Here is a 14,575-nt window from a genome sequence, read left to right as displayed (position 1 = left end):
CACGGCCCCCACCGGGCGTAGGGGGCCTCGCCACAAGGGCGAGGATGACGCGCCAAGGATTAGCCAAGCCGCCCCAACAGTTCCGCCGCGAAGGTGGACAGGGTGTCGTCCCGCGCGCCCATGACGATGATGCGGTCGCCGGGCTTTGCGATGTCCACGATCCGGTCGCCGCAGTCGGCGCGCGTCGCCAGCGCCTCGGCGTTGCGCCCGGCGGCGCGGACGCCAGAGGCGATGTCCTCGGAGCCCACGCTGCGGTCGGTGGTGCCGCCGTAATAGACCGGCTCGGGCATCAGCAGCACATCGTCCTCGCGCATCAGGCCGGCGAAACCGTCTATGAACTCCGGCTTCATCAGCTTCAGCGGGCCGAACCCATGCGGCTGGAACAGGATCAACAGCCGGCCGTCGAAGGCGTGCAGGGTTTTCAGGGTGGCGGCGATCTTGTCCGGGTTATGGGCGAAGTCGTCGATGACGGTGATGCCGTTCGCGGTACCGACCACCTCCATGCGACGGCGGATGCCGACGAAAGTCTCCAACGCCTTGACCGCCTCGCCCACCGGGACACCCAGCGCCTTGACCGCGCCCAGCGCCGCCAGAGCATTGGCGACATTATGGGCGCCGGGCACGTGCAGCACGGCGTCATATTCGCTCCACCCCGCGATCAGACGAAACTTCATTCCGGTCGGCAGGGGCTGCAGGTCGTGGGCGGACAGGTCGGCCTTCTCCTCGCCCAGACCGAAGGTGATGGCCTTGCCGGGCGGCAGGGTCTGGGCCAGGGCCGCCGTCTCGGGGTTGTCCATATTCAGCACCGCCGTGGTCGCCCGGGCGGTGAAGCCGCCGAACAGATGGCGCAGTTCCTCCATCGACTTGTGGTCCAGCGAGATGTTGGAGACCACCGCGACGGTCGGATCGTAGCGGGCGATCGAGCCGTCGCTTTCGTCCACCTCCGACACGAACAGGTCCGGCCCGCCGATCAGGGCGCTGGCGAACGGATGGTCGGCGTCGGCGAAGTTCTTCATCACCGCCCCGTTCATCACGGTCGGCTGGCGGCCTGTCTGATGCAGGATCCAGGCGATCATGCCGGTGATGGTGGACTTGCCGCTGGTGCCGGCCACGCCGACCGAGGTCGGGGCGGCGTTGAACAGTTCGCTGAGCAGTTCGGGGCGGGTCTTGATGGTTGCGCCCGCGCGGCGAGCCGCACCGATGTCCGGCACCGTCTCCTCGATGGCGCCGGTGGCGATTACGGTCTGATCCGCGCGGGTCACGCCCGATCCGTCCTGGGGATGCAGGGTCACGCCATGGGCGCGCAGCCAGTCGAACTTCTCGGGCGTACGACCCTGATCCAGGGCGCGGTCGGAGCCTTCGATGACGTTTCCGCGCGCCTGGACGATCATGGCCAGGGGCAGCATCCCCGATCCGCCGATGCCGCAGAAGAAGTAGGAGGCGCTGTCGGTCATGGTGCGTTAGGAAGACCCGTCGCGCCCGACGGCGGCGCGCAGTGATGCAGATGATTCCGTCAGGAGACGTCGTGGCCCTCGAACTCGATCCCCGCAAGACCGCATTGGTGATGATCGACCTGCAGAAGGGGATTCTGTCGACTCCGCGCCTGCCGCATGACGTCGAGACGGTGGTCGACCGCAATGTGACCCTGGCCAAGGCCGTGAAGGCGGCCGGCGGGCGGGTCGTGGCTGTCCGCGTGGATTTTGGCGCCGGGGGCGAACTGGCGCCCAAGGGGGCGACCGACACGACGCCTATGGGCGACCTGCCCGCCGACTTTGCAGATTTGCGACCCGAGATTCTGGCGCTCGCCCCCGACCTTATCGTCACCAAGCGCCAGTGGGGCGCCTTTTTCGGGACCGACCTGGATCCCTGCCTGCGCCGGTTGGGGGTCGAGACGGTGCTGGTGGCGGGCGTGGCGACCAATATGGGGGTGGAATCCACCGTCCGCGAAGGCTGGTCCCTTGGGTACGGCATGGTGGTGGTCGAGGACGCCTGCAGCAGTTTCGCCGCCGAGGCGCATGATTTCGCGACCACGAAGATTCTGCCTCGCATCGCCCGCGTCCGCTCGACCGCGCAGACGCTGAACGGCCTGGGGGCGGCATGAAAACGGGATTCAAGATCGGCGTCGTCTGCGCCAGTTCCCGCTTCTCGAGCGAGCGGGCCGACGCCGTCAATGCCTGGTTCGCCGAACACCATCCCGACGGTGACGTGGCGGTGGTCTTTCATCCCGCCTGTTTCCTGAAGCACGGCCATTTCGCGGGCGACGACCGGGCGCGGGCCGACGCCTTCGTCGAGTTCGCCAATGACCCGCGCATCGACGCCATCTGGTTCGCACGCGGCGGATACGGGTCTTGCCGCATCGCTGAATCCGTCATTCCCCGGCTGAACGCGGTGGCGCGCAAGAAGCGCTACCTCGGCTATTCCGACGCCGGCAGTCTGCTGGCCGGAATGTACAAGGCCGGGTTCCAGCATCTGGCTCACGGGCCGATGGCGTCGGATTCCGTGCGCCATGACGAGACGGCTGCGGGCGCCGTCGCCTGGCTGAGCGCCGGGCGCAGCGACTGGATCGAGCCGTCGCTGGCCGATGATCCGCGTCCCGCCGTCGCGTTCAACCTGACCATCATCGACCAGCTGCTCGGCACGGTTCTGGAGCCTGATCTGACGGGCCATGTGCTGATGCTGGAGGAGGTGGCCGAGGCGGCCTATCGCGTGGACCGCATGATGTTTCACCTGACGGGCCAGGCCAGCATAAGGCGGGTTGCGGGAATTCGCCTTGGGCGAGTGTCCGAAATCCCGGAGAATGATCCCGATTTTGGTCAAACCCCGGAAGAGATCGTTCGATACTGGTGCCTGAGGTCAGGCATAGCCTACCTGGGATCGGCCGATATCGGGCATGATGGCGCCAACAAGATCGTTCCATTCGGCGCCCGATGAGTCAAACCGTGCGCGGCGTAAAAGACACAGTCTTGCCTTGATCGTTACGGTAAAGCTTGTCGCCCTCTCGACAGCGGCGGGCTCTCAACGTCAGATGCAGGTCCGCGAGGCGTTAGGACTTCGTTAAGCCAAGGCGTTGGGGGACGCTGCGGTTTACGCCTTCTGCGATGCGGCGGTTCGTTCGGTTATCGGGGGATGACTGGACGAACCGCCTGATCGCCCCTTAATCCGTCGACGTGAAAGGGCTGAACGCCTAAGGATCGCCGGGTGCGTTTCGACGAAAGATTCATCGATGAATTGAAGGCTCGCCTTCGGCCGTCCGACGTCATCGGGCGGACGGTGAAGCTGAAACGTCAGGGCCGGGAATACGTGGGCCTGTCGCCCTTCTCCAAGGAGAAGTCGCCGTCTTTCTTCGTCAATGACGACAAGGGGTTCTTCCACGACTTCTCGTCCGGCAAACACGGAGACATCATCAGTTTCCTGCAGGAGACGGAGCGGCTGAGCTTCGTCGAGGCGGTGCAGCGGCTGGCGGGCGAAGCGGGGATGCAGCTTCCCGCCGAAGACCCCAAGGAGGCCGAGCGCGAGCAGAAGCGAGCAGGCCTGTCGGACTGGATGGACCTGGCCCAGAAATGGTTCGCCGCCAACCTGCGCCGTACGCCGGGCAAGGCGGCGCGCGACTATCTGGAAAAGCGCGGCCTGCCGGAAGATCAGTGGGAGCGGTTCGGGCTGGGCTATGCGCCTAACGACCGCGAGGGGCTGAAACAGGCGCTGGTCCAACGCGGCGCGCGGCCGGCCGATCTGGTCGAGGCCGGCCTGCTGATCGCGCCCGAGAGCGGCGGCCAGCCCTATGATCGGTTCCGCGACCGGCTGATGTTTCCGATCCTGGATGCGCGCGGCCGAATCGTCAGCTTCGGCGGTCGGGCCATGAACCCCGACGATCGCGCCAAATACCTGAACGGCCCCGAAAGCCCGCTGTTTCACAAGGGGGCGACCCTCTACGGCTTGCCAGAGGCGCGACGAATCCTTGGGGCGGAATCCAAGAACGACCAGGCCATCATCGTGGTCGAGGGCTATATGGACGTCATCGCCTGCCAGCGCGCGGGCCTGCCGGCCGTCGCGCCCATGGGCACCGCCCTGACCGAAGAACAGATGGAGCGGCTGTGGCGGGTGTCGCATGAGCCTGTGCTGTGCTTCGACGGCGACGCGGCGGGTCTGCGCGCCGCCTATCGCGCCATCGAACGGTCTTTGCCGCTGCTGAAGGCGGGGCGGTCGTTCCGGTTCTCGCTGCTCAGCGGGGGGCAGGACCCGGACGACATCCTGCGTGACAAAGGCGCGCCCGCGTTGCGCCAGGCGCTGGCCGAGACTCACGGCTTCGCCGAGGTGCTGTTCCGCCGCGAACAGGATCTGGAGCCGCTGGACACGCCCGAGCGGAAGGCCGGGTTCAAGGCGCGTCTTCGCAACACCGCCTCGGCCATTCAGGACAAGGATCTGGCCGAACAGTACAGACGCGATCTGTTCGAACGTTTTGACGCCCTGTTCCCCCGCAGTTCACAGCGCGCGCCCTGGGCGCCGGGGCAGGGCAGGCGGGGTTTCGGCCCGCCGCCGAAACTGGGGCAGACGGCGGAAGGGGCGCAGGCGATGCAGTCGCTGTTTCGCGCCATCGAACCCGTGCCGGCCGCCCTGGCCCACGGCGCTATCGAGGATCCCGAGCGGATGGACGACCATCTGGAGGAGATTTCGGCCCATGGTTTCGGCGACAAGGGGTTGGATGGCCTGGCGCAGGAGTTGGTTCGTCTGCGTCTGTCGGGACGATCCCTTGACTCCGCCGCCCTGCGACGCCATCTGGCGCAATCGGGTCATGATGCCTTAGTGCGCGAGGTCGAGAAGGCGGCGGCGAAGTCCGGCGCGCCATTCCTGGCCGCAAATGCGCCCCTCGCCGAGGCAAGGGTCCGATGGTCGCAGGCGTTCGACGCTTCGACGCGGGTCGCCGCGTTGGAGGACGCCTTGTCCCAGGCGCGTGGCGTGCCTGGGCAGGATGAGGCTTTCCGCCGGCTGAAGGCCGAGCGGGATGCGCTTCGCCGTGCGATCAAAGCCGGGACGATTTGGGAAGACAGCGCGGGCGCGTAACCTTACGCCTCGCCAGGCATTGTATTTTTCGCCGGGGCGGATTGATCACCCCCTCCGGCTGGAGACAGACTGACTATGAACGCACAGACCGAGACGCAGGACGCCGAGGTTTCGACCGACGGGCCCCTGCTCGATCTGACCGACGCCGGCGTCAAGAAGTTCATCAAACAGGCCAAGGCGCGCGGCTATGTGACGATGGAGGAGCTGAACAAGGTCCTGCCGTCCGAAGAGGTCACCCCCGACGCCATCGAAGACACCCTGGCGATGCTGTCCGAAATGGGCGTCAATGTCGTCGAGGCGGAAGAGGACGCGCAGGAGCAGCAGTCCACCGACGTCGCCGCCGCCGCCTCCACCGGCGTCGCCGAAACCCCGGCCAAGGCCGCCTATGACCGCACCGACGACCCGGTGCGGATGTATCTGCGCGAAATGGGTTCGGTCGAACTGCTGAGCCGCGAGGGCGAAATCGCCATCGCCAAGCGGATCGAAGCCGGTCGCGACGCGATGATCTCGGGCCTGTGCGAGAGCGCCCTGACGTTCGAAGCCATCATGGTGTGGCGCGACGAGCTTGAGAACAACCGCATCCTGCTGCGCGAGGTCATCGACCTGGACGCCACCTATGGCGTGCTGAATCCATCGTCCCTGCCGGGCGCAGCCCAGCCGGAGGGCGAAGAGGAGGAAGAGGCCGAAAACAAGCCGGTGGCGGAAGAGAAGCCTGAGTCCGACGACGACGATGACGATGATTTCGACGACGGCGGCGGCATGTCCATTTCGGCGCTGGAAGCCGAGCTGCGCGACGGCGTGATGGAGGTTCTGAACCTCATCGCCGCGGACTTCGGCGAGTTCCGCGGTCTGCAGGACAAGCTGGTTCAGACCCGTCTGAAGGGCGAGGTCCTGAGCGCCAAGGACGAAAAAGCCTATCGCACCCTGACGGTGGCGATTTCAGATCGTCTGAAGACGATGAAGCTGAACAACAACCGCATCGAGGCGCTGGTCGAGCAGCTTTACGCCATCAACAAGCGCCTGATCGGTCTGGAAGGCCGCCTTCTGCGTCTGGCCGACAGCTACGGGATTTCGCGTCCTGAGTTCCTGAAGGCCTATTTCGGCGCTGAACTGGACCCGACCTGGACCGACCGGATCAAGGAGCAGGGCGTGCGCTGGACCAAGTTCAGCGAAAACGAAGCCAGCCAGATCGCGACCATCCGTTCCGACGTCGCCGCCGTGGCGCTGGAAGCCGGCCTGCCCATCGACGACTATCGCCGCATCGTTCAGACGGTTCAGAAGGGCGAACGCGAAGCCCGTCAGGCCAAGAAGGAAATGGTCGAGGCCAACCTGCGCCTCGTGATCTCCATCGCCAAGAAATACACCAACCGCGGCCTGCAGTTCCTGGACCTGATCCAGGAAGGCAACATCGGTCTGATGAAGGCGGTCGACAAGTTCGAGTATCGTCGCGGCTACAAGTTCTCGACCTATGCGACCTGGTGGATTCGTCAGGCGATCACCCGCTCCATCGCCGATCAGGCGCGCACCATCCGAATTCCGGTGCATATGATCGAGACGATCAACAAGATCGTCCGCACCAGCCGCCAAATGCTGCACGAAATCGGCCGCGAGCCGACGCCGGAAGAACTGGCCGAAAAGCTGGCCATGCCGCTGGAGAAGGTGCGCAAGGTCCTGAAGATCGCCAAGGAGCCGATCAGCCTCGAAACGCCCATCGGCGACGAGGAAGACAGCCACCTGGGCGACTTCATCGAGGACAAGAACGCCGTCCTGCCGATCGACGCCGCCATCCAGTCGAACCTGCGCGAAACGACGACGCGGGTTCTGGCCTCGCTGACGCCGCGCGAGGAGCGGGTTCTGCGGATGCGTTTCGGCATCGGCATGAATACAGACCACACGCTGGAAGAGGTCGGTCAGCAGTTCTCGGTGACGCGCGAACGCATCCGTCAGATCGAGGCCAAGGCGCTTCGCAAGCTGAAGCACCCGTCGCGGTCGCGCAAACTGCGGTCCTTCCTCGACAGCTGAAGACGATCAAGGGCGGCGCCGAAAGGGCCGCCCTTTTTCTTGGCGGGCGATATGGGTCGAAAGCACGTCAATCTGGGCACGGCGCCGGCCAAGGCCGATCTGCCGACCAAGGTCTGCGCCGCCTGCGGGCTGTCTTTCGCATGGCGCAAGAGGTGGGCGCGGAACTGGGAGCATGTGCGGTTTTGCTCGGATCGCTGCAGGGCCAAGGGGGCTTCCGAAAACCGCCGATAGACGGCTCTCCGCGTCGTGACCACGGGCGAAGAGGGAATCAGATAGCGTCCCGACCATGCTCTTCCCCTCACGCCTGTCGCCCCTTGTGATAGCGCTCGGCGCCGTGCTCGTCCTGAGCGGATGCGTGCGGCGGCCGCCCGAGCCGTTGCGGCCGTCCTCGCCCTATCCGTCGCGGACGGAGGCGCCGCTGGTGGGGGGGCTGGTGGATCGCGCCATCGACGGCGGCACCCAGGCGTTGGTGGTGCGCGAGGGGAGCGATCTGGGCCGGTGTCTGGCCGAGTTGAACGCCGCGCGCGTGCGGTTCAGTCCTGTGCCGGATCGTCAGAACACCGCGACCTGCGGCCTGCATCAAGGCGGGGTGCTGGGCGCCGATCTGGGCACGGTGGCGCGCATGACGCCGGGCGATGTTGAGATGACCTGCCAGACGGCGCTGGCGCTGAGCATCTGGCGGCGTCAGTCGCTGGAGCCGGCGGCGCGCGAGATCCTGGGCTCGGACGTGGTCCAGATCGATCACATGGGCGCCTACGCCTGTCGCAATGTGAACAATGGCGTGGGGTCGAGCCGCATCAGCGCCCATGCCCAGGCGGCGGCGCTGGACTTCGCCGGGGTGCGGCTGAGGGACGGGCGGCGCATCACCGTCACGAAGGACTGGTCAGGCGACACGGCCGAAGCGCGCTTCCTGCGCCGCATCCGCGACGACGCCTGCCGCATCTTCGGCACGACCCTGAGCCCCGACTACAACGCCGTCCACCACGACCACCTGCACCTGGAGGCGACCGACACGCGCTTCTGTCGCTGAGGCAACGCTTTGGCGCGGGGCGGATTACGCCAATATGCGCGGTGAACTGAAGACCTATCAGGCCAAGCGCCGGTTCGGCGAAACGCCGGAGCCGAAGGGCGCCAGGTCTGCGTGGGCCAAGAGCGGATTTCGCTATCTGATCCAGCGCCATGCCGCGACCCGGCTGCATTACGATTTCCGCATTGAGGCGGACGGGGTGCTGAAGTCCTGGGCCGTGACCAAGGCGCCGTCACGCGACACGGCGGTCAAGCGGCTGGCGGTCGAGGTCGAGGATCATCCGCTGGACTATGGATCGTTCGAGGGCACGATCCCCGCCGGCAACTATGGCGCCGGCACGGTGCAGATGTGGGACGTTGGGACCTGGGAGCCGCAGGAGCCGGACCTGGAGGCGGCCTGGACCAAGGGTCAGATCAAGATGATCCTTCACGGCGAGCGGCTGAAGGGCAAATGGGCCCTGATCCGTTTGAAGAGCGATCGAGGCAAGCCGTCCAAGCGCAACAACTGGCTGCTGCTGAAGGAGAAGGACGACTTCGCCGTGGCGGGCGAGGGGGACGCTCTGGCCCAGATCGACGCATCGGTCACGACAGGGCGGTCGCTGGCCGAGATCGCGGACGGGAGCAAGGAATGGACGGCGTCCAAGCCGACGGGGCGTAAAGGTCCAGCCAGGCCCAGGCCGTCGAAGGCGGCCGAGAAGGCGAAGAAGCCGCCGGCCTTCGCGCCGATCCAACTATGCAAGGTCGCCGATCATCCGCCGGGCGGCGCGGGGTGGGCGCACGAGATAAAGTTCGACGGATACCGCATCCAGATCGGCGTCGGCGGCGGTCGTGCGGTGTTGCGGACGCGCAAAGGTCTGGACTGGAGCGACCGTTTCCCAGACCTGGCGGCGGACGCGGCGACCTGGCCCGATGCGGTGATCGACGGGGAGCTGTGCGCTCTGGACGACGATCACATGCCGGACTTCGGGGCGTTGCAGGCCGCGATCTCGGACGAGAAGACGGACGGTCTGGTCTATTTCGCCTTCGACCTGCTGTTCGAAGGCGCGGAGGATTTGCGCAAGCTGCCGCTGTCGCATCGCAAGGCGCGGCTACAGGCCTATGTGGAGCGGATAGGAGCCTCAGGGTCGGGGGCGGGCGCAGGGCGGCTGCGCTACGTCGAACATTTCGCGTCGACCGGGCAGGCGGTGCTGGAGAGCGCCTGTCGGATGGATCTGGAAGGGGTGATCTCCAAGAAGCTGGACGCGCCCTATCACGCGGGGCGGTCGTCGACCTGGCTGAAGTCCAAATGCCGGGGGCGCGACGAGGTGGTGATCGGCGGTTGGTCGTCGGAGGGCGGGACGCGGTTTCGCTCGTTGCTGGTCGGTGTCAGGGATAAGGGCGGCCTGCGCTATCTGGGCCGGGTCGGGACCGGCTATGGCGAGGCGGTGACGAAGACGCTGGTTCCGGCGCTGAAGGCCGTGGCGGGGGAGAAGTCGCCCTTCGCCGGGGCGGGCGCGCCCAAGGCGGCCAGGGACATCCATTGGGTCAGGCCCGTGTTGGTCGCCGAGGTCGAACATGGCGGATACACCGAAGCCGGCTCGCTGCGGCAGGCGGCGTTCAAGGGGTTGCGCGAGGACAAGACGGCCGGCGAAGTCACTGAGGCGCCGCAACCGCCTGCCGACTTGGCCGAACCGAAAAAGGCCGCCACGACGGTGCGGTCGACCGGCAAGCCCGGCAAGGTCGTGGTGGCGGGCGTGACCGTCTCGAGCCCTGACAAGGTGCTGTGGCCCGGCGTCGGCGACCGGCCGGCGGTCACCAAGACGGATCTGGCGCGATACTATGAGGCGACGGCCGAGCGGATTCTGGCCCATGTGGCGGAGCGGCCGACCTCGATTATCCGCGCGCCCGAGGGGATCGGCGGGGAGACCTTTTTCCAGCGGCACGCCATGGCGGGGTCTAACCCTCGGCTGAAGCTGATCGACGTCAAGGCGCGCACCCCTTACGTCGCGGCCGTCGATGTTGGCGGCCTGGTCGCCATCGCTCAGTCGGGCGGGCTGGAACTGCATCCGTGGGGCTGTGCGCCCGGCCAGCCGGAAGTCCCTGAGCAGATCACCTTCGACCTGGACCCCGACGAGGGCTTGGACTTCGCCGACGTGATCGCCGCGTCCAAGGTCGTGAAGGCGAAGATCGAGGCGCTGGGCCTGGCCGCCTTCGTCAAGACGACCGGGGGCAAGGGGCTGCACGTCGTCGTGCCGATCAGGACCGACGCCCGCTCGCGCGTCACCTGGAACCAGAACAAGGCTTTCGCCAAGGCGGTGGCCGAGGCCATTCGCGTCGAGGCGCCGGACCGGTTCACCACGACCCTCGCCAAGAAGGCGCGGGGCGGAAAGGTCTTCATCGACTATCTGCGGAACGGGCGGATGGCGACAGCGGTTGCGCCCTGGTCGCCCCGGGCGAGGCCGGGGGCGGGGATCGCGTTTCCGCTGTCGTGGGGGCAGGTGCGGGCCGGTCTGGACCCGGCGGCGTTCAACCTGTGGACCTATCAGACGCTGCTGAAAAAGCCCGACCCGTGGGCGGATTTCCGGGCCGCAGCGGTCAGTTTGAAACCGGGGCTGAAAAAGATGGGCATGCTCTGACCCCGCACTTCCCGGCGAAAGCGGGGATGAGCGGAAGTGAAAATGCGTCAGGCGGCGGCCTTTTTCTTCGGCGCCGGCTTCTTCTTCGGAGCAGCCTTTTTCGCTGGCGCCTTCTTGCCCGTCGTCTTCGCGCCTGTCGCCGATCCCGTCAGGCTGTTTCGCAGGGCCGCCATTAGGTCGATGACATTGGTGTCGTCCGGTTCGGCGACATCGACCACGCCCTTGCCGCCCTTGGACTTGGCCTTGATCATGGCGCGCAGCGCATCGTCATAGCCATCCTTGAAGTCGGACGGATCGAAGTCAGCTTCCTTCTGGCCGATGATGCGGGCGGCGATCTCGACCATGTCGGGATCGGCTTTTACGGTCGGGATGTCGTCGAAATAGTCGTCGGAATCGCGAACCTCGTCATGGGCGCGCAGGGTGTAGGCGACCAGCCCCTTGTCCCTCACCTCCAGCGCCAGTTGGCGCTCCTTTCCGCGCAGGACCAACTGGCCCAGCGCCACCTTGCCCTGTTTCTTCATGGCGTCGCGGATGACGGCGAAGGCCTCGACGCCCGCGCCTTTCTCCGGGACCACGAAGAAGGGATCGTCCCAATACAGCCGGTCGATGTCCGCCTCATCGACAAATTTGTCGATCGAGATGGTCTTGGTGCTTTCCAGCTTCACCTTGTCGAAGTCGGCGTCGTCGAACAGGACGTATTCGTCCTTGGACACCTCATATCCGCGCACCAGGTCGCTACGCTCGACCGGGCCGGTGTCGGGATCGGTCGGCACCATGCGGATGCGGTTGTTGGTGTCGGGGTTGATCAGATGAAACCGCACGTCATTGGTGCTGGTCGTCGCCGTGTAGAGGGCCACCGGACAGGTGACCAGCGACAGCTTCAGATGTCCTTGCCAGGTGGGACGCGCGGCCATGTCGGTTCTCCTCGATCCATGACAATGCCTCAGGACGATTTGCGTTCGGACAAGACCGCGCGACCTAGGATTGGGCGCTGATCCTGGGCTGACGGGTCACGCCAGGATGTCCAGCAAGGTTCCGGTCATGTCGTCTGCGGTGCGGGCGACGGCGGCGTTGGCGTTGAACGTGGTCTTGGCCTGGAGGCGTTCTGCGATTTCGCCCGCGAAGTCGTCCAGCGGGGCGGCGACGGTTCGGCGCGCGCTGGTGTCGAAACGGGTCTGGGCGTTCGTCATTCCGGCGGCGGCGATGGACAGGATTTGCATGGCGGGGTCCGGGCGAGGGGCGTTCGGTCCCCAAAGTGCGTCTTTCAGGTCAACGCCGCCTGAAGGATCAGGGTGAACGGCGTTTTCCGCCCCGCTTCAGCCTTTATCCGTGTATAGAGCGTCACCATTCGCCCGGCCTGAGGTCTGACCTCGGCCGGGCGCGGTCGTTTCGGCGACCGCCCTTGTCCGTTTGCCCAGGTTTCCCATGCCCTTTCCCGCCGTCCACCCCGCGCTCGACCGCGCCCTGATCAACAAGGGCTATGCCGAACCCACTCCGGTTCAGGCCGCCGTTCTGGAAGGCGAACATGCGGATCGCGACCTGCTGGTCTCGGCCCAGACCGGATCGGGCAAGACGGTGGCCTTCGGTCTGGCCGCTGCGCCGACCCTGCTGGGCGACAAGCCGATCTTCGGCCCGGGCGGCGCGCCGCTGTGCCTGGCCATCGCCCCGACCCGCGAACTGGCCATGCAGGTCGCGTCCGAGCTTCAGTGGCTGTACGCCGATTCCGGCGCCAAGATCGCCACCTGCGTCGGCGGCATGGATGCGCGTCGCGAAGCCCGCGCCCTGGGCTTTGGCGTTCACATCGTCGTCGGCACGCCGGGCCGCCTGAAGGATCACATCGACCGGGGCAACCTGGACCTGTCGGAGCTGAAGGTCGCCGTCCTGGACGAGGCCGACGAGATGCTGGACATGGGCTTCCGCGAAGATCTGGAGTTCATTCTGGATCAGGCGCCGGCCGAACGCCGCACCCTGCTGTTCTCGGCGACCATCGCGCGCGATATCGCCACCCTGGCCAAACGCTATCAGAAGGACGCGGTCCGCATCGACGCGACCGACAAGACGCGCCAGCACGCCGACATCGAATACCGCGCCTATCGCATTGCGCCCAACGAGATCGAGCACGCGGTGGTCAACACCCTGCGCTGGTTCGAGGCGCCGCGCGCCATGGTCTTCTGCTCGACACGCGACAGCGTGCGTCACCTGCAATCCTCGCTGCTGGAGCGCGGCTTCTCGACCGTGTCGCTGTCGGGCGAAATGGGTCAGCGCGAGCGCACCGACGCGCTTCAGTCGCTGCGTGACGGCCGCGCCCGCGTCTGCGTCGCCACCGATGTCGCCGCGCGCGGTCTGGACCTGCCGGACCTGGGTCTGGTCATCCACGCCGAACTCCCGATGAACCGCGCCGGCCTGCTGCACCGTTCGGGCCGGACCGGCCGTGCGGGCAAGAAGGGCGTTTCCGTGATGCTGGTGCCGCATTCGCGTCGTCGCAAGGCCGAGCGGCTGATGGACGAGGCCGGGGTCGACGCCGTCTGGTCGGGCGCTCCGACCTTCGACGAAATCCGCAAGGCCGATGAAGGCCGCCTGCTGTCGCCCGAATTCTTCGAGGCCGAAGTCACCGACGAGGACATGATCGTCGCCAAGCGCATGATCGCCGAGCGCACGCCCGACGAGATCGCCGCCGCCCTTGTGCGTCTGCTGCGCAAGGAGCAGCCGGCGCCGGAAGAACTGTCCGATCCGGGCGCCGATCGCGGCCCCGCCAAGCGCGACCGCATGGTCCGAAACGACGACGGCACGGCGGCTCAGCCCTGGCCCGGCGAGCGCTTGGGCGCTGACGATGTGACCTGGTTCCGCCTGGACGTGGGCCGCAACAAGAACGCCGACCCCAAATGGCTGATCCCGCTGATCTGCCGCATCGGCGGCATCTCGAAACCCCAGATCGGCGCCATTCGCACCTTCCCCGAAGAGACCCGGTTCGAGATCGCCAAGACCCACGAAAAGGCGTTCCGCGAAGCCATCGCCGCGTCCAAGGACGAGGTCCGCATCACCCCTTCGGAGGCCCCGACGCCAGGCGCGATGAAGGCCAGCCGTTTCGCAGGCAAGTCGAACCGCGAAGACGGCGATCGCCCGTTCAAGAAGACCCCCTATAAACGCGCCGAAGGCGAGGGCGACGCTCGCCCGCCCTTCAAGAAGAAACCCTGGGCGCCCAAGGCGGCCGAAGGCGGCAAGCCCGCCGGCGACAAACCCTTCGCCAAGAAGCCGTTCAAGGCCAAGCCGGGCTTCAAGAAGGACGGCTTCAAGGGCAAGCCGAAGGGCTGAATCTGCCGTTCTACGCTCCCCGTCATCCTCGCCCTCGTGGCGAGGATGCATATTCCCGATGGTCGCCGTCATACGCGGTCTTCGAGGCCAAGCTTATGGATCGTGGGCTCGAGCCCCAGGATGACACGGGAGCATTCGGGCGGATCGCGTGACTTGCCACCCGCCAAATCCGGGCGCAGGCTGTGTCCATGAGCACCCCGTCCGCGCCCGAGGGACGATACGCCTCGTTTGAGGCCTTCTATCCCTATTACATCCACGAGCATTCCAACCGCATCTGTCGGCGCATTCACGTCGTGGGCACGGGCTTTGTGATCCTGGCCTTCGCAGCCTTTCTGGCGACGCAGAACGGCTGGTGGCTGCTGGCCATGCCTCTGGTAGGATACGGCTTCGCTTGGGTCGGGCATTTCTTCTTCGAGAAGAACCGTCCGGCGACGTTCAAATATCCGCTGTGGAGCCTGATGGGTGACTTCCGCCTGTTCTTCGAAACCATCTCGGGCCGCCGACGGTTTTGACGACCGGCTTCGATTTCAAGCTGCGCCATT

The 14,575-nt window shown here is 66.2% G+C and carries 12 protein-coding genes; 9 read left to right on the top strand and 3 right to left on the bottom strand.

The window, feature by feature from the left end:
* Window positions 1–59 precede the first annotated feature (59 nt).
* The gene (locus KZX42_RS06840; protein WP_248118309.1) at window positions 60–1,454 is read right to left on the bottom strand and encodes a Mur ligase family protein; all 1,395 of its coding nucleotides are present in this window, start codon (window positions 1,452–1,454) and stop codon (window positions 60–62) included.
* A 71-nt stretch (window positions 1,455–1,525) separates the two neighbouring features.
* Here KZX42_RS06840 and KZX42_RS06835 point away from each other — a divergent pair, with 71 nt between their 5' ends.
* The 7 genes from KZX42_RS06835 (at window position 1,526) to ligD (ending at window position 10,721) form a co-directional block, all read left to right on the top strand.
* A complete protein-coding gene (locus KZX42_RS06835) occupies window positions 1,526–2,101 on the top strand; it encodes an isochorismatase family protein (protein WP_248118306.1) in 576 nt (191 codons plus the stop codon).
* On the top strand, window positions 2,098–2,931 hold the full coding sequence (locus tag KZX42_RS06830; RefSeq protein ID WP_248118304.1) for an LD-carboxypeptidase: 834 nt from the start codon (window positions 2,098–2,100) through the stop codon (window positions 2,929–2,931). The genes KZX42_RS06835 and KZX42_RS06830 overlap by 4 nt, the downstream gene beginning before the upstream one ends.
* 267 nt (window positions 2,932–3,198) lie before the next feature.
* Window positions 3,199–5,058: a DNA primase gene (gene dnaG / locus KZX42_RS06825; RefSeq protein WP_248118302.1), complete on the top strand. Its 1,860-nt coding sequence runs from the start codon at window positions 3,199–3,201 to the stop codon at window positions 5,056–5,058.
* A gap of 75 nt (window positions 5,059–5,133) precedes the next feature.
* Window positions 5,134–7,080, top strand: coding sequence for an RNA polymerase sigma factor RpoD (gene rpoD / locus KZX42_RS06820; protein WP_248118300.1), 1,947 nt, complete (start codon window positions 5,134–5,136; stop codon window positions 7,078–7,080).
* 51 nt (window positions 7,081–7,131) lie between these two features.
* Window positions 7,132–7,311, top strand: a complete 180-nt coding sequence (locus KZX42_RS06815; RefSeq protein WP_248118298.1) for a DUF2256 domain-containing protein — start codon at window positions 7,132–7,134, stop codon at window positions 7,309–7,311.
* A 124-nt stretch (window positions 7,312–7,435) separates the two neighbouring features.
* Window positions 7,436–8,110, top strand: coding sequence for an extensin family protein (locus KZX42_RS06810; RefSeq protein WP_248118296.1), 675 nt, complete (start codon window positions 7,436–7,438; stop codon window positions 8,108–8,110).
* 34 nt (window positions 8,111–8,144) lie between these two features.
* On the top strand, window positions 8,145–10,721 hold the full coding sequence (gene ligD, locus KZX42_RS06805) for a DNA ligase D (RefSeq protein WP_248118294.1): 2,577 nt from the start codon (window positions 8,145–8,147) through the stop codon (window positions 10,719–10,721).
* Between the two features lie 47 nt (window positions 10,722–10,768).
* Here ligD and KZX42_RS06800 read toward each other — a convergent pair whose 3' ends face one another.
* Together KZX42_RS06800 and KZX42_RS06795 are read right to left on the bottom strand one after the other, a co-directional pair.
* On the bottom strand, window positions 10,769–11,635 hold the full coding sequence (locus tag KZX42_RS06800; protein WP_248118291.1) for a Ku protein: 867 nt from the start codon (window positions 11,633–11,635) through the stop codon (window positions 10,769–10,771).
* A gap of 96 nt (window positions 11,636–11,731) precedes the next feature.
* Window positions 11,732–11,941: a flagellar hook protein FlgE gene (locus tag KZX42_RS06795; protein WP_248118289.1), complete on the bottom strand. Its 210-nt coding sequence runs from the start codon at window positions 11,939–11,941 to the stop codon at window positions 11,732–11,734.
* 205 nt (window positions 11,942–12,146) lie between these two features.
* Here KZX42_RS06795 and KZX42_RS06790 point away from each other — a divergent pair, with 205 nt between their 5' ends.
* Entirely contained in the window at window positions 12,147–14,033 is a 1,887-nt protein-coding gene (locus tag KZX42_RS06790; RefSeq protein ID WP_248118288.1) for a DEAD/DEAH box helicase, read from the top strand.
* A 188-nt stretch (window positions 14,034–14,221) separates the two neighbouring features.
* A complete protein-coding gene (locus KZX42_RS06785; protein ID WP_248118285.1) occupies window positions 14,222–14,545 on the top strand; it encodes an Mpo1-like protein in 324 nt (107 codons plus the stop codon).
* The last annotated feature ends 30 nt before the right edge of the window (window positions 14,546–14,575 follow it).

It is taken from the genome of Brevundimonas sp. EYE_349, assembly GCF_023147505.1.
Taxonomy (GTDB): Bacteria; Pseudomonadota; Alphaproteobacteria; order Caulobacterales; family Caulobacteraceae; genus Brevundimonas.
Note: the sequence above shows the minus strand (reverse complement) of the source record. Positions and strands in the feature narration are given on the sequence as shown.